The organism is Streptomyces sp. NPDC091292 (genome assembly GCF_044757265.1).
Taxonomy (GTDB): Bacteria; Actinomycetota; Actinomycetes; order Streptomycetales; family Streptomycetaceae; genus Streptomyces.
Genome location: NZ_JBIVUQ010000009.1, coordinates 133,896 through 155,570 on the forward strand (window position 1 = coordinate 133,896; position 21,675 = coordinate 155,570).

Sequence of the window (21,675 nt, forward strand, 5' to 3'; positions counted from 1 at the left end):
CGTGAACCCTCCGTCAACGTGAATCCTCCGTGCTTGTCAGGTCGCTCTCCGCGCCGGACGCGTCCCTCGGGTCCGGCACGCTCGCCGGGCCGGTCGCTGTCATCCGCCCGGTGACGCTCATCGGTCCGGACGCGGTCATCGCTCCGGGCGTATGCGTCAGGTCCGGCTCCGCCAGCGCGTCGGGCAGGACGACGATGAACTCGGCGCCACCGTCCGGGGCCTCCCCGACCTCGGTGCTGCCGCCCTGCCGCTCCGCCAGCCTCCGGACCAGGGCGAGCCCGATGCCGCGTTTGCCGTGCGCCGGCGGCTTCTTCGTGGTCCACCCCTCGGTGAAGATCGTCTCGCGCTGGTCGGCGGGCACCCCGGGGCCCGTGTCGCGTACCCGCAGTACAGCGGTCCTGCCCTCGGCGCGCAGAACGACCTCCACGCGCGCGTGTCCGACACCGGCGGCGGCGTCGAGAGCGTTGTCCACCAGGTTGCCGACGACGGTCACCAGCCCGCGCGGGTCGACGAGCCGGTCGGGCAGCGCGGTGTCGGGGGAGACGGAGAGCGTCACACCGCGTTCCGCCGCGACGGTCGCCTTGCCGACGAGGAGCGCGGCGAGGAGCGGGTCCTGGATCTTCTCGGTGATCTGCTCGGCGGTGACCCGGTGGGCGCCGGCGACCTCACCGACGTACTCGACGGCCTCGTCGTACATCTCAAGTTCCAGCAGCCCCAGCAGGGTGTGCATCCGGTTGGCGTGCTCGTGGTCCTGCGCGCGCAGGGCGTCGATGAGACCCCGGGTCGAGTCGAGTTCGCGGCCGAGCTGTTCCAGTTCGGTGCGGTCGCGCAGGGTGGCGACGGCGCCTCCGTCGTCGGTGGGCATGCGGTTGGCGATCAGGACGCGCTGTCCCCGGACCGTCAGCAGGTCCTTGCCGGTCACCCGGCCCGCCAGGACGTCCGTCGTGCGTCCGGCGCCCAGAGCGGCGTCCAGGGGCTCTCCTACGGCCTCCGTGCCCAGCCCCAGGAGGCGCTGCGCCTCGTCGTTCAGCAGCCGGATCCGGCCGCCGCGGTCCAGCGCGACGACGCCCTCACGGATGCTGTGCAGCATCGCCTCACGCTCCGCGAGCAGCGCGGAGATGTCGGAGAAGGCCAGGTCGCGGGTCTGCCGCTGGACCCGCCGGGAGATCAGATACGCGGCCAGGGCGCCCACGGCGAGCGCGCCACCCGCGTAGGCGAGCAGCCCCGGGATCGACTGGATGAGCCGGGCGCGCACGCTCTCGTACGCGATGCCGACCGACACCGCGCCGATGACGGTGCCGTCCGCGTCCCGCAACGGCACCTTCCCGCGCGCGGAGCGTCCGAGCGTGCCGTTGTCGATCTCCATGATCTCCTTGCCCGAGAGCGGGACGCTGGGATCCGTGGAGACGACCTTGCCGACCTCGCTGCGGTCGGTGTGCGACCAGCGCACCCCGTCCATGTTCATGATCACGATGTACTCGGCACCGCTGGCCCGGCGGATCCGCTCCGCCTCGGCCTGCACGGGGCCGTCGACCGTCGGCAGCGACGCCTTCAGGTCCTCCGCGATCCTGGGCTGCGCGGCGGTCGTCTGCGCGATGGCCAGGGCACGGCGCATCGCCTGGTCGTCGAGCTGGTCGCTGAGCGGCGCGAGAAAGAGGCCCGTGGCGAGGACGGCGACTCCGGCCGCGATCGCCAGCTGCATCAGCAGGACCTGCGAGAACACCCGCCGGGGCAGGCCGAGGCGCAGTCTTCGCCTGGAGGGGGTCGGGCTCATGCGTACGAACGGTACGGGGCCCCGGCGGCTTCGCCGTAGTCCCTGTGGCGGGGATCTCGTGACATCGGTGGCGGGGAACACCGGCGGGCCGGGCGCCCTCACACCGGAGCGAGCTGCCGTACCGCGACGACGTCCATGCGCGCGGGGGACCCCAGCGCGGCGCCGCAGCTCTCCGGCCGCGGCGGCAGCGACGCGCCCTGGGCGACGGTCACGCGCCAGCGCCTGCCGTCCGTGTGCGCGACGGTCACCTCCCAGCGCGGGGCGGCGCCGTCGGTCTCCACGACACCGAGGACACCCGCCGCGGTCTCACCCGTCGAGGTACGCACCGCCAGCTCGGCGGCCTGCCCGGGGCGCTCCCAGGCGGAGCTGCCGCGGCACCCCTCGGTGACGACCCGGCCGTCACGGATCGCGTCGAGCACGCCTTTGACGTGGGGCGCCTCCGCACGGCCGTACGCGTATCCGTGCGGCAGCACCAGCAGGGTCGGCGAGAAGCGGTGGCCGCCGAGGTGAGTGACCTCCCAGACGCCCTCCTCGCCCGCGTCGGTGAGTTCCGACGCGAGGGGGCGGCCCAGGAGGGCGCAGCAGCGGTCGCGCTTGCCGTTGGTGCACACAAGAGCGAGCGGGGACCCGATGTGCGGTTGGGCGCCCAGGACACGGTCGAAGCTGTCGTGATCTCCCTCGCCGAGTGCGGCGAAGTCGAGGTCGAGGAGGCGACCGGGGTCGTCCGTCGTCGCCTCGCGCAGCCAGGCGTCGCCCGGGACGGTGTGCGCCACGTAGACCCGCCGGGACGCCGGTGCGTGGCAGTCCGCGTGCCGGCCGGGCCTGCGGATGAGGGCGACCCGTACGCCCGTGCCGTCGGCGGCGGCTTCCAGCGCGCGGCCGACGGCGGGGTCCAGATGGCTCGATGTGAGTGCCTTGGCGCCCCAGGGACCCGGTTGTTCGAGCAGCAGCCAGGTCCTGGCCGTGGCCGCCGTCCCGGCGAGGGGCTCGTCCAGGTCCCGCGAAGTGGTGGCGCACGTACTCACAGAGGTGAGCCTAACCTGCCTTGCGCGAGGTCGATTTCCTTCACTCCCGCGCGCGGGCCCCCTCCGCGTCCTCGGACACGGGCTCACCCCGCGCGCGGGACGGTCACCCGGCGTGCGGGAGGGGCTGCGGCGGGCGCGGGCCGATGTACTGGCCGCTCGGCCGCATTCGCAGAGGGCGCTCCTGGTACTCCTCCAGGGCGTGGGCGATCCAGCCCGCCGTCCGCGCCACGGCGAAGATCGTCTCGCCTGCCTCGGCGGGCATCCCCGAGGAGGCCGTCAGGACCGACAGGGCGAGGTCCACATTGGCGTGCAGATCCGTGTGGCGGGCCGTGGTGGTGACGACGTCCTGGGCCGCCGCGAGCGCCGGTGCCGCCCCGGGGACGTCCTCCAGAAGGGTGAACAGCGCCCGCGCGCGAGGATCGTCGCCCGGGTAGAGCCGATGACCGAGGCCCGGGATACGGCGTCCCGCGCGCAGTTCGTCGGCCACCACGGGGGCCGCGTCGCCCCGGTCGAGCACGTCGAGGAGCATCCGGTGTGCGAGGCCGCTGGCCGCGCCGTGCAGGGGGCCCTCCAGGACGCCAAGGCCGGCCGACACCGCCGCGTACGCGTGCGCGCGCGCCGACGCGGCGACCCGGACGGCCAGGGTCGACGCGGCGAGGTCGTGGTCGATGAGCAGGGCGAGTGCCGTGTCCAGTACGCGCAGTGACGCGTCGTCGGCCGGGCGGCCGGTCAGCCGCGCCCACAACCGCCGGGCGAGGGGGCCTTTGTCGCGGTGGGTCGGGCGCGCCGGCGCGAGCGCGGCGACGAGGGTGGGGATGAGGGTGCGGGCCGTGCCCAGGACGGCTTCCTCGGACAGGTCGAAGCGCAGCGGGTCGGCAGCCGCGGCGGCGATGGCGGCGACGCGCAGCCGGTCCGTGGGGCCGCTCAGCTCCGGGAGCGCGTCGACCGCGCGGCGGGCGACGGTGACGGACGCCCTGGGGGCGCTGAACGTGATGCCCGGCCGCAGCACCCCGGTCCACAGCCACTCGGCGACCTCTTCGTACGAGTGCTGTGCGGCCAGCTCCACCGCGTCCACACCCCGGAAGTAGTACCGGTCCTTCTCGATCAACGTGATCCGGGTGCGGACGGAGAGATCGGCGACGGACGGGGGCGCCACCCGCTCGCGTCTGTTGCCGCGGGCCAGGGACTCGACCTCCCGGGCGTCGAAGGTGCTGCCGCGTCCCCCCGGGCCGCGGCGGCTGGTGAGCTGGCCGCGGCTGACGTAGGCGTACACGGTTTCCGGCTTCACGCCGAGGAGTTCGGCGGTCTCCTTGGTGGTGAGCCGTAGCCCTTCGTGCACCTGCCGCATGGGTTCCTGATCCGTCATGCGCGTCACCGTATCCGCGTAACCGATATATATTGATTGAATCAATATTGACAGGATTGGAGTCAAGCATGGACAGTCGAATCAAGTCCAGGGAGGAAGCAGAGGCAAAACCATGTCCATCAATGCGACCGGTTCCGCCGTCCACACGACGGGCGTCACCGCTCCTGTAGACGTACCGCGCGGACTCGCCGGTGTCGTCGTCACCGACACCGCACTCGGCGACGTCCGGGGGCGCGAGGGCTTCTACCACTACCGCCAGTACTCGGCCGTCGAACTGGCGAAGACCCGCAGCTTCGAGGACGTCTGGCACCTCATGGTGCACGGCGAACTGCCGGACGCCGCGCGGTCGGCCGCCTTCGCCGCGCACACGGCGGCCCTGCGCGCGCTGCCCGACGAACTGCGGGCCGTGCTGCCGGCCGTAGCCGCCGCCAGTGGCCGTTCGGGGCCGCTGGCCGGACTCCGGACGGGGCTCTCGCTGTTCGGCGCGGAGCAGGGGTTCCGGCCTGTGTACGACATCGACGCGGAACGGCGCCGGGGGGACACGCTTGCCGCGTGTGCCGTCGCGCCCACGCTGCTCGCCGCGCTGTACCGGCTCGGGCGGGGACTTGATCCTGTCGAGCCGCGTGAGGATCTGTCGTTCGCCGCCAACTATCTGTACATGTTGACGGGTTCGGAGCCGGGGCCGGAGCGGGCCCGTGCCGTCGAGCAATACTTGATCTCAACCATTGACCACGGCTTCAACGCGTCGACGTTCACCGCACGAGTCATCGCGTCGACCGGGGCGGATGTCGGGGCGTGCCTCGTCGGGGCGATCGGGGCGCTGTCCGGGCCGTTGCACGGGGGTGCGCCGAGTCGGGCGCTCGACACGATCGATGCCATCGGGAGTTCGGACCGCATCGACGCGTGGATCCGTGAACGCGTCCTCGCGGGCGACCGCATCATGGGGTTCGGGCACCCCGTGTACCGCACCGAGGACCCTCGGTCCCGCATGCTGAAGGGGATCGCCCAGGAGTTCGGCGGCCCCCTGGTGGACTTCGCCGTCGAGGTCGAACGGCAGGTGGAGGCGATCCTCGCCGAGCTGAAGCCGGGCCGTGAACTTCATACGAACGTGGAGTTCTACGCGGGGGTCGTCATGGAACTCTGCGGATTGCCGCGCGAGATGTTCACGCCGACGTTCGCGGCGGCGCGGATGGTGGGCTGGAGCGCCAACATCCTGGAACAGTCCGAGGACTCGAAGATCATCCGCCCGGCGGCGCGGTATGTGGGGCCGGGGGCGCCGGTGCCGGTGCCGTCCGCCGCGTGACACAACGGCGGCCCGGCACCACGGTGTGCCGGGCCCTGTGGGTGGGGTGAGGGTCGATCAGGCGTCGGGGATGTCGGCCTTGGCGCGAATCAGGGTTTCGCGGCTGACGACGACGATGCGTTCGTAGTCGGCGCGCGAGGCGTCCGGCGGGAGTTCCTTGTCGAGTGCCGCTGTGGCTTCCGTCCCGATGACCGCGAAGTTGCCGTCACTCAACTCGAACAAATCGGGGCAGTTCTGGCCTGAGAGGCTGCCTCGGGCGCGTGGAGGCACACCCAAGCGGCGCACGATCTTCAAGGGACACCCGTCCTTCGGGGAGACACCAGTGTGACGGCGCAAGGCTAGTGGTGGTGAATGCCTCGACTGGTAACTGTCGTGAGAATAAACGGCTCTGACGCCGGGAAGTTCACCGGCCCGGCCGATCGGCGTCCCGTCGCGGTGCGCGGAGTCCGTCCAGCGGCCGGACGGATCGCTGGAGCCCGATTGCCGGCGGGTGTCCGGCGGGTGTCACGGGGGAAGGGGGAGCCCGGGATCCGCCTAGGAATCCGGAGGCAATTCGCCCACGACCCACCATTCGTCGGTGTCCGCCTCGTCGAGGTCGTGCAGCAGACCGTCGACCATCCTCCCGAGCTGCGCCTCGTCGGAGGCGTCCTCCAGAGTGGCCCGGTGCGGGCGGGTGGCGGTCCAGTACTCCCGCACCACCGGGTTCTGGAATATGCCGCGGAGATGCCCGAACAACTCGTCGCGGTCGACGATTCCGAGTCGGTAGGCGAGGAAGGCGTTTGTGTACAGGGCGTTGGCGAAGAGGAACTGGCGCTGCTTCCCGGGAGGTATCTCCTCGCTGTACGTGTCGAGGACGGCGGCAAGCGACGGATCGTCCATCGCCTTGCTCAGCAACTCCCAGTGCAGACGCTGTTGGTTGACGAGGTTGATGTCGCGTGTTGAGCGACTTGATTCCTCCATGCGAGTCAGTCGACTGTGCAGTTCGTCGTGACGGCGCTGTTGCGCGGAGAGGACCAGGGTGGCCGCGGCGACTGCCGTGCCTGCCACCGCTGCCGCCGCACCCGCCGCCGCGACGGAGCGCAGCCGCCGCAGCGCAAATCTTTCTATGACCATGTCAACCCCCGAACCGGACGACCGCCCGCCGGTCGTCGGTGCGGGCGACAGGAACGGACCGGCGCGCGATGAACGATGAGCGGTGCGCTAGCCGCGCATCCCAGGGTGCCGAGCGGCTCTGATCGGCTGGGAGGCGGAGAAAGAGGCGCACGGAGGGAAACACCTGTCGTCGGTACCGGCGCCGTGCTGACTGTGTGCCCCGCGAGCGCCGCTAACAATCGTTCACATCGTGAGGATCCCAGGCACTCGTATCCTGGGGCGGCATTCAGTCGTCGTAAGTGCTCCGACGCGTGCGCCGGTGTACGCGGTGGGGCGGAAGAGGGTCGTTGTGGGGTTGCGGCAGGTGGGTGTTGTCGTATTGGCGGGGTTTTTGGGGTCGGGGAAGACCACCCTGCTCAACCATCTGCTGCACAGCAGCAGGGGGAGTCGTATCGGGGCCGTCGTCAATGACTTCGGGGCGATCGAGATCGATGCCATGGCCGTTGCCGGGCAGCTCGGTGACTCGACGGTGTCTCTCGGGAACGGTTGCCTGTGCTGCGCCGTTGATGTCAGTGAACTCGATGTCTATCTGGAGCGGCTCACCCGGCCCTCCGCCCGGATCGACATCATCGTCATCGAGGCCAGCGGGCTCGCCGAACCGCAGGAACTCGTACGGATGGTGCTGGCCAGCGAGAATCCCCGTGTGGTGTACGGGGGACTCGTCGAGGTGGTCGACGCGGTCGAGTTCGACGCCACCAGGGAGCGGCACCCCGAGCTGGACCGGCACCTCGGTATCGCCGACCTCGTCGTCGTGAACAAGGCCGACCGGGTGGCCCCGGCGGACCTCGACCGGGTGCTCGGGCTCGTCGGCTCGCTGGTCGACAGGGCTGCCGTCGTCACCGCCGCGTACGGGCGGATCGACCCGGAGCTGCTCTTCGACCGGAAGGCCGTCGAGGAGCGGGTCGGGCAGCTGTCCTTCGACGACCTGGCCGCGGACGGTAGCCATGACGGCCACGGCCACGGCCAGGGCCACGGTCACGGCCAGGACGATGACTGTCTTCATGACAGTGATCATGACCATGAAGACGGTCATGATCACTGTCAGGTTCGATCCGACGGCGCCCGCCCCGACAGCCGCCCCCACCTGCACAGCGCCTACACGTCCGTCTCCTACCGCGCCGCCGCGCCACTCCACCCCCGGCGCCTCATGGACCTTCTCGACAGCCGGCCCGCGGGGCTCTACCGGATCAAGGGGTACGTCGATTTCGGCGTCGCCGATCCCCGTAACCGCTACGCCGTGCATGCCGTGGGGCGGTTCCTGCGGTTCTATCCGGAGCCGTGGGGCGAGGGCGAGGAGCAGGTGACTCAGCTCGTGTTCATCGGCACCGGAATCGACGCCCCCGCGCTGCGCAAGGAACTCGACGCCTGCCAGGTCCTCGTACCCGAGGACACGCCCCAGGAGCACAGTATGTGGGGCGTACTTCGGTACGTACCGGTGCCGGAGGGCGCGGAGGGCGCGGAGGATGACGAGTGGGTCGGGGATGCTGTCGCCGCTGACGACGACATCCCCGGCCCGCCTCAAGCCTGGTAAGCCGCTCAGGCCCTCGCCCTGGCCCTCGCCCAGGACCAGGCCCCGCGCCCGCCCGGATCACGCCGGGCCTGCCACCACCGCCACCGTCTTCGCCAGGGACACACCCGATCCGTCGCGGCGCGGGTCGATCTCGGGCAGGTCCACCGGTGTGCCGTTCTTCTGCGCCGCGCGCGCGGGTGTCGGGCCCGCCCAGGCCAGGCTCAGGCAGTCCTCGCCCTTCAGGAACCGCTGGCAGCGCACGCCACCCGTGGCCCTGCCCTTGCGCGGGTACTGGTCGAACGGGGTCAGCTTGGCGGTCGTCTGGACGGAGTCGTCCAGGGTGCCGCGTGAGCCCGCGACCGTGAACACCACGGCGTCCGCCGCCGGATCGATGGCCGTGAACGAGATGACCTTCGCGCCGTCCGTCAGCTTGACGCCCGCCATGCCACCCGCCGGACGGCCCTGCGGACGCACCTGGGACGCCTGGTAGCGCAGCAGTTGGGCGTCGTCCGTGATGAAGACGAGGTCTTCCTCGCCGGTGCTCAGCTCGACCGCGCCGACGATTCGGTCGCCGTCCTTGAGGGAGATGACCTCCAACTCGTCCTTGTTGGTCGGGTAGTCCGGGACCACGCGTTTGACGACGCCCTGGGCCGTGCCGATCGCGAGGCCCGGGGACGACTCGTCGAGCGTGGTCAGACAGATCAGCTTCTCGTCGCCCTCCAGGGTGAGGAACTCGGAGATCGGGGCGCCGCCCGAGAGGTTGGGCGCTGTGGCCGTGTCCGGGAGCTGCGGCAGGTCGACCACGGTGATGCGCAGCAGCCGCCCGGTGGACGTGACGGCGCCGACCTCACCGCGCGCGGTGGCGGGGACGGACGACACGATCACGTCGTGCTTGGTGCGGCGGCCGTCGTGCTCACCCAGCGGCTCACCGTTCGGCGTGCGCGCCAGCAGGCCCGTGGACGACAGCAGCACCCGGCAGGGGTCGTCGGCGACCTGGAGGGGCACCGCGGACGGTTGGGTGCCCGAGGACTCCAGCAGGACCGTCCGACGCTCGGTGCCGAACTTCTTCGCCACCGCGGCCAGTTCACCCGAGACGAGCTTGCGCAGCTCCGCGTCGGACTCCAGGATCCGGGTCAGCTCCGCGATCTCCGCGGTGAGCTTGTCGCGCTCCGACTCCAGCTCGATCCGGTCGAACCTGGTGAGCCGGCGCAGCGGGGTGTCCAGGATGTACTGCGTCTGGATCTCGCTCAGCGAGAAGTGCTCCATCAGGCGCGTCTTGGCCTGCGCCGAGTTGTCGCTGGAGCGGATCAGACGGATGACCTCGTCGATGTCGAGCAGCGCGACGAGCAGGCCCTCCACCAGGTGCAGCCGGTCCGTCCGCTTCTTGCGGCGGAACTCGCTGCGCCGCCGCACGACGGTGAAACGGTGGTCGAGATAGACCTCAAGAAGCTCCTTGAGGCCCAGCGTGAGGGGCTGACCGTCGACCAGGGCGACATTGTTGATGCCGAAGGACTCCTCCATCGGCGTCAGCTTGTAGAGCTGCTCAAGGACCGCTTCCGGAACGAAGCCGTTCTTGATCTCGATGACGAGACGCAGGCCGTGCGCACGGTCGGTGAGGTCCTTGACGTCCGCGATGCCCTGAAGCCGCTTCGAGCCGACCAGGTCCTTGATCTTCGCGATGACCTTCTCGGGGCCGACGCTGAATGGCAGCTCCGTGACGACCAGGCCCTTGCGGCGCGCGGTCACCGTCTCGACCGCGACCGTGGCACGGATCTTGAAGGTGCCCCGGCCCGTCTCGTACGCGTCCCTGATGCCGGACAGGCCCACGATCCGGCCGCCCGTGGGGAGGTCGGGCCCCGGGACATACCGCATCAGGGTCTCCAGGTCCGCGCCCGGGTGCCGGATGAGGTGGCGGGCGGCGGCGATGACCTCACCGAGGTTGTGCGGCGGCATGTTCGTCGCCATGCCTACGGCGATGCCCGACGAGCCGTTCACCAGGAGGTTCGGATACGCGGCCGGGAGGGCGACCGGCTCCTGCTCCTGGCCGTCGTAGTTCGGCGAGAAGTCGACCGTGTCCTCGTCGATCGACTCGGTCATCAGCGAGGTGGCGTCGGCCATCCGGCACTCGGTGTACCGCATCGCGGCCGGCGGGTCGTCATTGCCGAGGGAGCCGAAGTTGCCGTGGCCGTCGACGAGGGGCACGCGCATGGAGAACGGCTGCGCCATGCGCACCAGCGCGTCGTAGATCGACGCGTCGCCGTGCGGGTGGAGCTTGCCCATGACCTCGCCGACGACGCGCGCGCACTTCACATAGCCGCGGTCGGGGCGCAGGCCCATCTCGTTCATCTGGTAGACGATGCGCCGCTGTACCGGCTTCATGCCGTCGCGGGCGTCGGGCAGGGCGCGTGAGTAGATGACCGAATAGGCGTACTCAAGGAAGGAGCCCTGCATTTCGTCGACGACGTCGATGTCGAGGATCTTCTCCTCGAAGTCCGCGTCGTCACCGGGTCGCGGGGTCTTCGTGCTGCGGCGGGCCATCGCGCTGCGGCTCCTTCACACTGTGCAGGGGCATGGAACGGAATCGGATGCGGACCATTGTGGACCGCCGCACTGACAACGCCGACCGCGACCCGTCCGTTGGAGGCGCCGAGAGGTCTCGGGACCCCCTGATCCGGCGGCCGGTTCGCCTGCGATCCTGCGGCCGGATCTTCCGGTTCGGCGGCCTGATCACCCCGGTTCGGGCTCCGGTCACCCCCGGTCGGGCCCCGGTCGCACTGAGGTCGCGCCGGGGTCCCACGAGGGTCGGACCCGGGTCCCGCCGTCCCGCACGGGACACCCTTGCTCGCTCTCGGCGTAGCCCGGCCGGGAACTTCGCCAGGTGTCAGCACGCTTGCATACAGTGGCAGGACTGGCACGCAATCTTGAGTTTTCGCGATCGAAGGGACGTACATGCCCATGGGTCACACGGCCACCCAGGCCGGTTCCGGCGGCCTGACAGCGACCGAGCACCGGCTGGCCAACGGCCTGCGCGTGGTGCTCTCCGAGGACCACCTGACCCCGGTCGCCGCGGTCTGCCTCTGGTACGACGTCGGCTCGCGCCACGAGGTCAAGGGACGTACCGGCCTTGCTCACCTTTTCGAGCACCTGATGTTCCGGGGCTCGCACCAGGTGCACGGCAACGGTCACTTCGAGCTGGTGCAGGGTGCCGGAGGCTCGCTGAACGGCACCACCAGCTTCGAGCGCACCAACTACTTCGAGACCATGCCCGCGCACCAGCTGGAGCTGGCGCTCTGGCTGGAGGCCGACCGCATGGGCTCCCTGCTCGACGCGCTCGACCTGGAGTCCCTGGACAACCAGCGGGCCGTCGTCAAGAACGAACGCCGACAGAGCTACGACAACGTGCCCTACGGCACCGCGTTCGAGAAGCTGACAGCGCTCTCGTTCCCGGAGGAGCACCCCTACCACCACACGCCGATCGGTTCCATGACCGACCTGGACGCGGCGACCCTGGAGGACGCGCGGGCCTTCTTCCGCACGTACTACGCGCCGAACAACGCCGTCCTGTCGATCGTCGGGGACATCGACCCGGAGCAGACCCTCGCCTGGGTCGAGAAGTACTTCGGCTCGATCCCGGGTCATGACGGCAAGCCCGCCCCGCGCGACGGTGGTCTGCCCGACAACATCGGCAAGGAGCTACGCGAGGTCGTCGAGGAAGAGGTCCCCTCGCGCGCGTTGATGGCCGCCTACCGGCTGCCGGAGGACGGCACGCGTGCGTGCGACGCGGCCGACCTGGCGCTCACCATCCTCGGCGGCGGCGAGTCCTCGCGGCTCTACAACCGTCTGGTGCGCCGTGACCGCACCGCCGTGGCCGCCGGGTTCGGACTGCTGCGCCTCGCGGGCGCGCCGTCCCTCGGGTGGCTGGACGTGAAGACCTCCGGCGACGTGGAGGTGCCGGTCATCGAGGCCGCCGTGGACGAGGAGCTGGTCCGCTTCGCCGCCGAAGGCCCGACGCCCGAGGAAATGGAGCGTGCGCAGGCCCAGTTGGAGCGCGAGTGGCTGGACCGGCTGGGGACGGTCTCCGGACGCGCGAACGAACTGTGCCGGTTCGCCGTCCTGTTCGGCGACCCGCAGCGCGCCCTGACCGCCGTCCAGCGCGTCCTGGACGTCACCCGGGACGAGATCCAGGAGGTCGCGAAGGCCCGCCTCCACCGCGACAACCGCGCCGTGCTGGTCTACGAACCCACAGAGGCACCTGAGACCGCGGAGGCCGCGGAGACCGCGAGCCAGGACGCCGACGCGGAAGAGGCCGCAGCCGACACCGACGAGACCGCAGAGGAGGCGGCCAAGTGACCGAGGCCCAGCCCACCGTGACCATGGAGTTCCACCCGCAGCCGCAGGCCGGCGAGGCCAAGCCGTGGGCTTTCCCGGCCCCCACGCGCGGGACCCTCGGCAACGGCCTCACGGTCCTGCGCTGCGACCGCCCCGGCCAGCAGGTCATCGCCGTCGAGGTGCTGCTCGACAGCCCGCTGGACGCCGAGCCGAGCGGGCTCGACGGCGTCGGCACGATCATGGCGCGCGCCTTCTCGGAGGGCACCGACAAGCACTCGGCCGAGGAGTTCGCCGCCGAGCTGGAGCGCTGCGGCGCGACGCTCGACGCGCACGCGGACCACCCGGGCGTACGACTGTCCCTCGAAGTTCCGGTGTCCCGGCTGCCGAAGGCGCTCGGGCTGCTCGCGGACGCCCTGCGCGCGCCCGCGTTCGCCGACAGCGAGATCGAGCGGCTCGTCCGCAACCGCCTGGACGAGATCCCGCACGAGACCGCCAACCCGGCCCGGCGGGCCGCGAAGGAACTCTCCAAGGAGCTGTTCCCGGCGGCCTCGCGGATGTCCCGTCCGCGCCAGGGCACCGAGGAGACCGTCGCGGCGATCGACTCGCCCGCAGTCCGCGCCTTCTACGAGAAGCACGTACGGCCCGCCACGGCCACCGCCGTCATCGTGGGCGACCTCGCGGGCACCGACGTGGACACCGTCCTCGCGGACACCCTCGGCGCCTGGACGGGCGGCACCGCGCAGCCGCGTGCCGTGCCGCCGGTGACCGCGGACGACACCGGCCGCGTCGTCATCGTGGACCGGCCCGGCGCCGTCCAGACCCAGCTCCTCATCGGGCGCGTCGGCGCGGACCGGCACGACCGTGTGTGGCCCGCGCAGGTCCTCGGCACGTACTGCCTGGGCGGCACCCTCACCTCGCGCCTGGACCAGGTCCTGCGCGAGGAGAAGGGCTACACGTACGGCGTGCGCGCGTTCAGCCAGGTGCTGCGCTCCGCGCCGGACGGCACGGGCGCGGCGATGCTGGCCATCTCCGGCTCCGTGGACACACCGTCCACCGGCCCCGCGCTGGACGACCTGTGGAAGGTGCTGCGCACCCTCGCCGCTGAAGGGCTCACGGACGCGGAGCGGGATGTCGCCGTGCAGAACCTGGTGGGCGTCGCACCGCTCAAGTACGAGATGGCGGCGTCCGTCGCGGGCACGCTGGCCGACCAGGTGGAGCAGCACCTCCCGGACGACTTCCAGGCGGAGATGTACCACCGGCTCGCCGCCACGGGCACCGTCGAGGCCACGGCGGCCGTCGTCAACGCGTTCCCGGTGGACCGTCTCGTGACCGTGCTCGTGGGGGACGCGTCCGAGATCGAGGAGCCCGTCAAGGCCCTCGGCATCGGCGAAGTCACCGTCGTCCACGGCTGATCGATGCCCCGCGCGCGCGTGACCGTCCAGTCCCGCGCGCGTGCCATCGGCGCCCCGCGCGCGTGAGGACCCTGGTGGCTCCTGAGCGACCTGAGCCACCAGGGTCCTCATATGTCCGAAATGGCAAGGACGTTGGCTTCTGGGGTGTCTGGGGTGTCTGGGGTGTCTGACCTGTGGCATGCGCTACAAAAGCGCCGATCCGTTTGTTGATTGAAAGATGTCCCCTTTAGCGTCGGTCCGGCTGTTCGTCGGGCAGTACGCCACGACCGTGGCACCGGACAGTCATCGCCGAGTCCCCGTACGGCGCGAGCCAGGGGAGCCGGGGACCCACACCATGTCCCCCGGGGTGAATCGGACGCCCGGCGCGCACACACGCGCAGGGGGCCCGTAGGAGACCTTCCTGCTCCGAACCCGTCAGCTAACCCGGTAGGCGAGAAGGAAGGAAAGGACCAGCCACTTCATGGCGTTCACCCGCGCCACCGGCACGCCTCGTGCCATCGGCACGCTCCGTGCCACCGGGAAGCACCGCCGCCCGAGCCGTCTCACCCGCACCACGGTGAGCGTGGCCGGCGTCGCCGCCCTCACCACCACCGGCGTCATCGGGAGCCTCGCCGCCCCCGCGCTCGCCGCCGACGACTCCCTTCCCGCGGACACCGGCCTCACCCAGGCCGTCGCCATCGGCACCTCGCTCGCCGAGAAGATCGACGAGCAGGCCGCGGCCCAGCAGCAGGCGGCCGACGAGGCCGCCGCCAAGCGCCGGGCGGAGGCCGAGGCCGAGAGGCGGGCCGCCGAGGAGAAGCGCAAGGCCGAGGCGGAGGCCAAGAGGGAGCGCGCGGCCAAGGAGCGCGCCGCGCGCGAGGCCGAACGCAAGCGCCTCAACACCTATGTGACGCCGATCGTCGGTTCGTACCTGTCGACCGGCTACCAGGCGGGCGGCTCCATCTGGTCGTCCGGCAGCCACACGGGCGTCGACTTCCACGCCGCGTCCGGCACCCCCGTGCGCTCGGTCGGCTCAGGAACGGTCGTCGAGGCGGGCTGGGGCGGCGCCTACGGCAACAACGTCGTCATCCGGATGCACGACGGCACGTACACCCAGTACGGCCACCTGTCGTCCGTCGGCGTCGCCGTCGGGCAGACCGTGACCCCGGGCCAGCAGATAGCCCTCTCGGGCGCCACGGGCAACGTCACCGGACCGCACCTCCACTTCGAGGCCCGTACGAGCGCCGACTACGGCTCCGACATCGACCCGGTGGCCTACCTCCGGGCGCACGGCGTCAGCCTCTGAAGCCTGGGCGCGCCTTCAGGCATGCCCCCTGAGCACGTCCCCCGGGCGCGTCCCCGGGGCGCGCCCTCGAACATCCCTGGGAACGTCCCGAAAGCCCCGGCGCACGCCGGGGCTTTCCCCGTTCCGAACCCCCGCTTGTCCAAAAAATATCCCCGAGATCCGGTCCACCGTCGGAAATTCAGGCACCCTGCAATAGAGTCGCAGAACAGGTGTCGATCAACCGCGTTTCGCGGGGATTAAGGCGGAGGTCCGGTCATGCGCATTCCCGCGCACTCGGTATGCACGGCCATCCGGGACGACATCGTCAGCGGCGTGCACGAGCGGGGCAGCCGGCTCACCGAGGAAGTGCTCGCGCGCCGCTACGGAGTCTCGCGCGTCCCCGTACGCGAGGCGCTGCGCACCCTGGAGGCCGAGGGGTTCGTCGTGACCCGGCGGCACGCGGGCGCCTGTGTCGCGGAGCCCACCGAGCAGGAGGCGGCCGACCTCCTGGACATCCGGGTGCTCCTCGAACCGCTCGGCGCGGCCCGCGCGGCGCAGCGTCGCACGGAGGCCCATCTCAAGGTGTTGCGCGGCCTCGTGAGGCTCGGTCAGGAGCGGGCCAGGAGCGGGACCAGCGAGGATCTGCGCTCGCTCAGCGGCTGGTTCCACGAGACGCTGGCCCAGGCGTCCGGCAGCCAGGGTCTCACCACGCTGCTCACCCAGCTCCGGCACAAGATCGCGTGGATGTACACCGTGGAGCCGTCGGCGCACCCCGCCGACGCGTGGTCGGAGCACGGCGCGATCGTCGACGCGGTGGCCCGGGGCGACGCCGAGCGGGCGCGGGCGCTGATGACCCTGCACGCGGAGCGCTCGGTTCCGTCACACCGGTGGCGCTTCCCGGGGCGCACGGAACTGGGCAACCGCGTGAGGACCTCGCAACATGCCGTAAACACGGCAAGCGCCCGCCAGTAACAAAGGGGCCGTATACAAAGAGAAGGAATTTCGAGGGGGTGGCTTTCTGCTGCCCTCACTCCGTATTTCGCATTCAGCATCCCATAATTCAAAGAAAAGGGGCGGTGTCCGTCGAAAGACGCACACCGCCACCCGAATTACGGAACCCGTGACACCGGACCTCAGACGGTCTCGGGAAGCTCCTCAAGGCCCTCGGAGACCAGCTTCGCGAGCCGGTCGAGCGCGGCGTCCGCGCCCTCGGCGTCCGAGGAGAGGACGATCTCCTCGCCGCCCTGGGCACCCAGGCCGAGCACCGCGAGCATGGAGCCGGCGTTGACCGGGTCGCCGCCGGCCTTGGCGATCCTCACGGGGACGCCGGCGGCCGTGGCCGCGCGGACGAAGATGGAGGCGGGGCGGGCGTGAAGACCCTCGGCCCAGCCGACGTTGACGCGGCGCTCAGCCATGTGATGCTGCCCTTCAGATGTCTCATGGTTGTCTAGACCAGTGTCCCATACCGCCGTGCGTGACCCGTTGCGACCCGTTCGGGCACCCGCCCGGCGACTCGTACGGAGATCCATTCGGCGATCCATACGTTGATCCATATATTGATCCGTACGGTGGTCCGCACGGCACTCGCGATCCCCTCAGCCTGCCCCGCACCACCCGGCCCCGCGACCCGTACGACCCGGGCCCGCGACCCGTACGCTGGCCCCATGCGGAACCCGGCGGACCGGCATGCGTACCCCTCCCACTGGGAGGCGGACGTGGTGCTGCGTGACGGCGGCACCGCGCGGATCAGGCCCATCACCGTTGATGATGCCGACCGGCTGGTCAGTTTCTACGAGCAGGTCTCGGACGAGTCGAAGTACTACCGCTTCTTCGCACCGTACCCACGCCTGTCGGACAAGGACGTTCATCGCTTCACCCACCACGACTTCGTGGACCGGGTGGGACTCGCGGCCACGGTGGGCGGCGAGTTCATCGCCACCGTACGCTACGACCGCATCGACCCGAACGGCCTCCCCGCCACCGCGCCCGCCGACGAGGCGGAGGTCGCCTTCCTGGTCCAGGACGCGCACCAGGGCCGCGGCGTCGCGTCGGCGCTGCTCGAACACATCGCGGCCGTCGCCCGCGAGCGGGGCATCCGCCGCTTCGCCGCCGAGGTACTGCCCGCCAACATCAAGATGATCAAGGTGTTCACGGACGCCGGGTACCAGCAGAAGCGCAGCTTCGAGGACGGCGTCGTCCGCCTGGAGTTCGACCTCGAACCCACCGAGGCGTCGGTCGCCGTGCAGCACGCGCGCGAACAGCGTGCCGAGGCGCGGTCCGTGCAGCGGCTGCTGCGGCCGGGAGCGGTCGCCGTGATCGGCGCGGGACGGACCCCCGGCGGCGTCGGCCGCAGCCTCCTCGACAACCTCGTCTCCGCGGGCTTCACGGGCCGCCTGTACGCCGTCAACAAGGCGTTCCCCGACGACGTCACCGCAGCCGGGCTCGACGGGGTGCCCGCGCACCGCTCGCTGGGGGAGATCTCCGAGAGCGTCGACCTCGCCGTCGTCGCCGTGCCCGCGCCGCAGGTGCCCGAGGTCGTCGACGCGTGCGGGGCGCACGGCGTGCAGGGGCTCGTCGTCGTCTCCGCCGGATACGCGGAGAGCGGCGACGAGGGCCGCGAGCGGCAGCGCGCGTTGGTCCGCCAGGCCCGTTCCTACGGCATGCGTCTCATCGGCCCCAACGCCTTCGGCGTGATCAACACCGCGCCACAGACCCGCCTCAACGCGTCCCTCGCGCCCGAGTTGCCGCGCGCGGGCCGCATCGGCCTGTTCGCGCAGTCCGGCGCCATCGGCATCGCCCTGCTCGCCCGGCTGCACCGGCGCGGCGGCGGAGTGACCGGCGCCACGGGCGTGTCGACCTTCGTCTCGGCGGGCAACCGCGCGGACGTGTCCGGCAACGACGTGCTCCAGTACTGGTACGAGGACCCGGACACCGATGTCGCCCTCATGTACCTCGAATCCATCGGCAACCCGCGCAAGTTCACCCGGCTCGCCCGGCGGACCGCCGCGGCCAAACCGCTCGTCGTGGTCCAGGGCGCCCGGCACAGCGGCGCCGCGCCCCAGGGGCACGCCGTACCCGCCACCCGGCTGCCCCACGCGACCGTCTCCGCGCTGCTGCGGCAGGCCGGAGTCGTCCGCGTGGACACCATCACCGAACTGGTCGACGTGGGCCTGCTGCTCGCGGGCCGGCCGCTGCCGCGCGGACCCCGCGTCGCGATCCTCGGGAACTCCGAGTCGCTGGGGCTGCTCACGTACGACGCCTGCCTCTCCGAAGGGCTGCGGCCCCTGCCGCCCCGGGATCTGACCACGGCGGCGACTCCCGGGGACTTCCATGACGCGCTGTGCGAGGCTCTGGCGGACCAGGCGTCCGACGCGGTCGTGGTGACCGCGATGCCCCGGGTCGGGGAGGGCGCGGTAGGCGACGAGGAACTGGCAGCCGCCTTGCGGGCCGCCGCCGGGGCGTACCCCGGGAAGCCGGTCGCCGTCGTCCATGTGGAGCTGGGCGGACTGGCGGAGGCACTGGCCGCCGCGAACGGGACGGGGCCGAATGGGACGGGCTCGAACGGGACGGGGTCGAGGGTCGCGGCTCTGCCTGACAGGAGGAGCCCCCGGAAGGCGCACGACGCCGACGACGCAAGCATTGATGTCAACGTCAACGTTGACGAAAGTGTTGACGCGAGTATTGATGCAGGCACCCAAACACGCACCCATGCACGCCCTGACGTCAACGTTGACGCACGCCTCCCCGCCTACCCCGCCGCCGAGCGGGCCGTCCGCGCGCTCGCCGAAGCCGTCAAGTACGCGCAGTGGCGGCGCGACGCCGCCGAGCCCGGCAAGGTGCCCGAGTTCGACGACGTGGACGCGGGCGGGGCCGCCGAGCTGATCGACGGGCTCCTCGCGCGCGGGGACGGCGATCCGCACGGGTTCACGCCGGACGCCGACGCCACCCGTGACCTGCTCGGACGGTACGGGATCGGGGTCCTGCCCACCGCGCCCGCGCCCGGCCCCGACGAGGCCGTCCGGGCCGCCGCCGCGCTCGGCTGGCCCGTGGCCCTCAAGACGACCGCCCCGCATCTGCGGCACCGCGCCGACCTCGGCGGAGTCCGGCTCGACCTCGCCGACGAGGACCAACTGCGCCGCGCCTACGCCGAGATGACCGAGGCCCTGGGCGGGCCGGACGAGCTGCGGCTCGTCGTGCAGAGCATGGCCCCACGAGGCGTGGACACCGTCGTACGGACCGTGATCGACCCCGTCGTGGGGGCGGTGCTCTCCTTCGGGCTCGCGGGAGCCGCGTCCGAGCTGCTCGGTGATACGGCCCACCGGCTGATTCCGGTCACCGACCGGGACGCAGCGTCGATCATCCGGGCGATCCGGACCGCACCGGTCCTCTTCGGCTGGCGCGGCTCCGCACCGACCGACACAGCGGCGCTCGAAGACCTCGTCCAGCGCGTGTCCCTGCTCGTCGACGAACACCCTGAGGTCGTCGGCGTGACCCTGGAACCGGTCGTCGTGGCCCAGCACGGACTGTCCGTACTCGGCGCCTCCGTCCGCCTCGCCCCGCCCCCCGCGCGCGACGACCTCGGCCCCCGCACCCTCCCCGCGTACTGACGGCGCCCTCCGCGCCCACCGGTGACGGCCTCCCCGCCCCCTGGCGACGCCCTCCCCGTCCACCGACCACCTGCCCGCCCACCAGGAGCCCACCAGGGCGACCTCCTGAGGCGTCTCACGTCCCTTCGGGGGCCGTAGGATGGGCCGCATGGCCAAGACCAGTACTTCGACCCAGGGGCTGCGCGCGGCGATCGAGCGCAGCGGCTATTACCCGGCCCTCGTGGCCGAGGCGGTGGAGGCCGCCGTCGGCGGCGAGCCCGTCGGGTCGTACCTGGTCCACCAGGAGACGACGTTCGACGCGAACGAGGTGCGCAGGCATGTCACCGTGCTCGTGCTCACCGGCACCCGGTTCCTCGTCAGCCACACCGACGAGCAGGCCGCGGACGGCACGTCGCCGACGCCGTACGCCACCACCTCCACGGAGTCCGTGAAGATTGACCGGATCTCGTCGGTCGTGCTGAGCAGGGTCGTCGCCAACCCGGAGTCGTACACGCCGGGCACCCTGCCCCGCGAGGTGGTCCTCACCATCGGCTGGGGTGCCGTCTCCCGTATCGACCTGGAGCCCGCCGCCTGCGGCGACCCCAACTGCGAGGCCGACCACGGCTACACCGGCAGCTCCACCGCCGACGACCTCAGCCTGCGCGTCAGCGAGGCCGGCGACGGCGAGGACGCCGTCCGGCAGACGCTCGCCTTCGCGCAGGCGCTCTCCGAGGCGACCGCGGACACCGGCCGCTGATGGTCCAGCCCGCCTGGGACGACGTGGAGCCGCTGGCCGTCGGCTCCGCTCCCGTACCCGAGTACGGCAGTGGCTCACTCGCCGACCTGCTTCCCACCCTCGCCGCCGGTATGGCGGTGCCCGGTATGCGCGCCGCGATGCCCGAGCTGACCGCCGCCGACCGGAACTGCGTCTTCCTGATCGATGGGCTCGGCTGGGAACAGCTCAAGGCGCACCCCGCCGAAGCGCCCTTCATGACCTCCCTGCTCGACAGCTCACGCGGCGGCACCGGGCGCCCGCTCACCGCGGGCTATCCGGCGACGACCGCGACCTCGCTCGCGTCCGTGGGGACCGGGCTGCCGCCGGGCGCGCACGGCCTGCCCGGCTACACCGCGCGCGATCCGGCCACCGGTGAGCTGATGAACCAGCTCCGCTGGCAGCCGTGGACCGACCCGCGCGCGTGGCAGCCGTATCCGACGGTCTTCCAGCTCGCCGACGCGGCGGGCGTCCACACCGCGCAGGTGTCGTCACCGCACTTCCAGAACACCCCGCTCACCAAGGTCGCGCTCAGCGGCGGCACCTTCCACGGCCGGCTCTCCGGCGAGGACCGCATGGACCTCGCCGCCGAGCAGCTCGCCGCGGGCGACCGCTCCCTCGTCTACACGTACTACGCGGAGGTCGACGGCAAGGGACACCGCTACGGCGTCGAATCGGACGCCTGGCGCGGCCAGCTCATGTACGTCGACCGGCTCGTCCAGCGCCTCGCCGAGCAGCTGCCGCCGCGCAGCGCCCTGTACGTCACGGCAGACCACGGCATGCTCGACGTGCCGTTCGACGAGCAGCACCGCATCGACTTCGACGAGGACTGGGAGCTGCGCGCGGGCGTCGCCCTGCTCGGCGGCGAGGGCCGCGCGCGCCATGTGTACGCGGTGCCCGGCGCCGAGGCCGATGTGCTCGCGGTGTGGCGCGAGGTGCTGGGCGAGCAGTTCTGGGTGGCCGGACGTGACGAGGCCGTCGCGGCGGGCTGGTTCGGCCCTTCCGTCGACGACCGCGTCCTCGGGCGCATCGGCGACGTCGTGGCGGCGGCCCGCGACGACGTCCTGATCATTGCTTCGGAGCGGGAGCCCAAGGAGTCGGCGATGGTCGGTAACCACGGCTCGATGACCCCCGTCGAGCAGCTCGTTCCCCTCCTCGAAGTACGCTCCTGAGGTTGCGCGA

At 71.4% G+C, this 21,675-nt stretch carries 16 protein-coding genes and 1 riboswitch; of the genes, 9 read left to right on the forward strand and 7 right to left on the reverse strand.

What is annotated here, in order from left to right:
- Nucleotides 1-13: 13 nt before the first annotated feature.
- From ACIQNU_RS24670 to ACIQNU_RS24680, 3 genes are all read right to left on the reverse strand, one after another.
- On the reverse strand, nt 14-1,774 hold the full coding sequence (locus tag ACIQNU_RS24670) for an ATP-binding protein (protein ID WP_401370220.1): 1,761 nt from the start codon (nt 1,772-1,774) through the stop codon (nt 14-16).
- A 98-nt stretch (nt 1,775-1,872) separates the two neighbouring features.
- On the reverse strand, nt 1,873-2,799 hold the full coding sequence (locus ACIQNU_RS24675; protein ID WP_401370223.1) for a sucrase ferredoxin: 927 nt from the start codon (nt 2,797-2,799) through the stop codon (nt 1,873-1,875).
- A gap of 103 nt (nt 2,800-2,902) precedes the next feature.
- Nucleotides 2,903-4,165, reverse strand: a complete 1,263-nt coding sequence (locus ACIQNU_RS24680) for a citrate/2-methylcitrate synthase (protein WP_401370226.1) — start codon at nt 4,163-4,165, stop codon at nt 2,903-2,905.
- A gap of 112 nt (nt 4,166-4,277) precedes the next feature.
- On the opposite strand from ACIQNU_RS24680, the gene ACIQNU_RS24685 reads away from it, so the two are divergent.
- Nucleotides 4,278-5,468, forward strand: a complete 1,191-nt coding sequence (locus ACIQNU_RS24685) for a citrate synthase/methylcitrate synthase (RefSeq protein ID WP_401370229.1) — start codon at nt 4,278-4,280, stop codon at nt 5,466-5,468.
- Nucleotides 5,469-5,525: 57 nt separating this feature from the next.
- Here the strand turns inward: ACIQNU_RS24685 and ACIQNU_RS24690 are convergent, their stop codons facing one another.
- Both ACIQNU_RS24690 and ACIQNU_RS24695 read right to left on the reverse strand, forming a co-directional pair.
- Entirely contained in the window at nt 5,526-5,762 is a 237-nt protein-coding gene (locus ACIQNU_RS24690; protein ID WP_401370232.1) for a hypothetical protein, read from the reverse strand.
- Between the two features lie 240 nt (nt 5,763-6,002).
- Complete coding sequence (locus tag ACIQNU_RS24695; protein WP_401370235.1) at nt 6,003-6,581, reverse strand: DUF6082 family protein; 579 nt, start codon at nt 6,579-6,581, stop codon at nt 6,003-6,005.
- 328 nt (nt 6,582-6,909) lie between these two features.
- On the opposite strand from ACIQNU_RS24695, the gene ACIQNU_RS24700 reads away from it, so the two are divergent.
- The gene (locus ACIQNU_RS24700) at nt 6,910-8,151 is read left to right on the forward strand and encodes a CobW family GTP-binding protein (protein WP_401370238.1); all 1,242 of its coding nucleotides are present in this window, start codon (nt 6,910-6,912) and stop codon (nt 8,149-8,151) included.
- Nucleotides 8,152-8,208: 57 nt separating this feature from the next.
- Here the strand turns inward: ACIQNU_RS24700 and ACIQNU_RS24705 are convergent, their stop codons facing one another.
- A complete protein-coding gene (locus tag ACIQNU_RS24705) occupies nt 8,209-10,668 on the reverse strand; it encodes a DNA topoisomerase (ATP-hydrolyzing) subunit A (RefSeq protein ID WP_401370241.1) in 2,460 nt (819 codons plus the stop codon).
- 411 nt (nt 10,669-11,079) lie between these two features.
- Between ACIQNU_RS24705 and ACIQNU_RS24710 the strand changes: the two genes are divergently transcribed.
- From ACIQNU_RS24710 to ACIQNU_RS24725, 4 genes are all read left to right on the forward strand, one after another.
- Complete coding sequence (locus ACIQNU_RS24710; protein ID WP_401370244.1) at nt 11,080-12,480, forward strand: M16 family metallopeptidase; 1,401 nt, start codon at nt 11,080-11,082, stop codon at nt 12,478-12,480.
- A gap of 23 nt (nt 12,481-12,503) precedes the next feature.
- The gene (locus ACIQNU_RS24715; protein ID WP_401370537.1) at nt 12,504-13,871 is read left to right on the forward strand and encodes a M16 family metallopeptidase; all 1,368 of its coding nucleotides are present in this window, start codon (nt 12,504-12,506) and stop codon (nt 13,869-13,871) included.
- Between the two features lie 276 nt (nt 13,872-14,147).
- Nucleotides 14,148-14,318, forward strand: a riboswitch (cyclic di-AMP (ydaO/yuaA leader).
- Between the two features lie 49 nt (nt 14,319-14,367).
- Nucleotides 14,368-15,156 (forward strand): M23 family metallopeptidase, encoded by a 789-nt coding sequence (locus ACIQNU_RS24720; protein WP_401370540.1) that lies wholly within the window; start codon nt 14,368-14,370, stop codon nt 15,154-15,156.
- A 255-nt stretch (nt 15,157-15,411) separates the two neighbouring features.
- Nucleotides 15,412-16,107, forward strand: coding sequence for a GntR family transcriptional regulator (locus ACIQNU_RS24725; RefSeq protein ID WP_401370247.1), 696 nt, complete (start codon nt 15,412-15,414; stop codon nt 16,105-16,107).
- Nucleotides 16,108-16,268: 161 nt separating this feature from the next.
- Here the strand turns inward: ACIQNU_RS24725 and ACIQNU_RS24730 are convergent, their stop codons facing one another.
- A complete protein-coding gene (locus ACIQNU_RS24730; RefSeq protein ID WP_401370249.1) occupies nt 16,269-16,550 on the reverse strand; it encodes an HPr family phosphocarrier protein in 282 nt (93 codons plus the stop codon).
- Nucleotides 16,551-16,799: 249 nt separating this feature from the next.
- On the opposite strand from ACIQNU_RS24730, the gene ACIQNU_RS24735 reads away from it, so the two are divergent.
- The 3 genes from ACIQNU_RS24735 to ACIQNU_RS24745 all read left to right on the forward strand — a co-directional run bounded on the left by ACIQNU_RS24735 (nt 16,800) and on the right by ACIQNU_RS24745 (nt 21,665).
- Nucleotides 16,800-19,742 (forward strand): GNAT family N-acetyltransferase, encoded by a 2,943-nt coding sequence (locus ACIQNU_RS24735; protein ID WP_401370252.1) that lies wholly within the window; start codon nt 16,800-16,802, stop codon nt 19,740-19,742.
- Nucleotides 19,743-19,890: 148 nt separating this feature from the next.
- A complete protein-coding gene (locus ACIQNU_RS24740) occupies nt 19,891-20,478 on the forward strand; it encodes a DUF5998 family protein (protein WP_401370254.1) in 588 nt (195 codons plus the stop codon).
- Nucleotides 20,478-21,665 carry an alkaline phosphatase family protein gene (locus tag ACIQNU_RS24745; RefSeq protein WP_401370257.1) on the forward strand — a complete coding sequence of 396 codons (1,188 nt, stop codon included), beginning with the start codon at nt 20,478-20,480 and terminating at the stop codon, nt 21,663-21,665. Before ACIQNU_RS24740 ends, ACIQNU_RS24745 begins: the two co-directional genes overlap by 1 nt.
- Nucleotides 21,666-21,675: the final 10 nt, after the last annotated feature.

What these genes read in the sequence shown, in the direction of transcription:
- ACIQNU_RS24670 (WP_401370220.1), bottom strand. Translation starts at nt 1,774, where the DNA reads ATGAGCCCGACCCCCTCCAGGCGAAGACTGCGCCTCGGCCTGCCCCGG.
- ACIQNU_RS24680 (WP_401370226.1), bottom strand. Translation starts at nt 4,165, where the DNA reads ATGACGGATCAGGAACCCATGCGGCAGGTGCACGAAGGGCTACGGCTC.
- ACIQNU_RS24685 (WP_401370229.1), top strand. Translation starts at nt 4,278, where the DNA reads ATGTCCATCAATGCGACCGGTTCCGCCGTCCACACGACGGGCGTCACC.
- ACIQNU_RS24695 (WP_401370235.1), bottom strand. Translation starts at nt 6,581, where the DNA reads ATGGTCATAGAAAGATTTGCGCTGCGGCGGCTGCGCTCCGTCGCGGCG.
- ACIQNU_RS24705 (WP_401370241.1), bottom strand. Translation starts at nt 10,668, where the DNA reads ATGGCCCGCCGCAGCACGAAGACCCCGCGACCCGGTGACGACGCGGAC.
- ACIQNU_RS24710 (WP_401370244.1), top strand. Translation starts at nt 11,080, where the DNA reads ATGCCCATGGGTCACACGGCCACCCAGGCCGGTTCCGGCGGCCTGACA.
- ACIQNU_RS24715 (WP_401370537.1), top strand. Translation starts at nt 12,504, where the DNA reads ATGGAGTTCCACCCGCAGCCGCAGGCCGGCGAGGCCAAGCCGTGGGCT.
- ACIQNU_RS24725 (WP_401370247.1), top strand. Translation starts at nt 15,412, where the DNA reads ATGCGCATTCCCGCGCACTCGGTATGCACGGCCATCCGGGACGACATC.
- ACIQNU_RS24730 (WP_401370249.1), bottom strand. Translation starts at nt 16,550, where the DNA reads ATGGCTGAGCGCCGCGTCAACGTCGGCTGGGCCGAGGGTCTTCACGCC.
- ACIQNU_RS24735 (WP_401370252.1), top strand. Translation starts at nt 16,800, where the DNA reads ATGCGGAACCCGGCGGACCGGCATGCGTACCCCTCCCACTGGGAGGCG.
- ACIQNU_RS24740 (WP_401370254.1), top strand. Translation starts at nt 19,891, where the DNA reads ATGGCCAAGACCAGTACTTCGACCCAGGGGCTGCGCGCGGCGATCGAG.
- ACIQNU_RS24745 (WP_401370257.1), top strand. Translation starts at nt 20,478, where the DNA reads ATGGTCCAGCCCGCCTGGGACGACGTGGAGCCGCTGGCCGTCGGCTCC.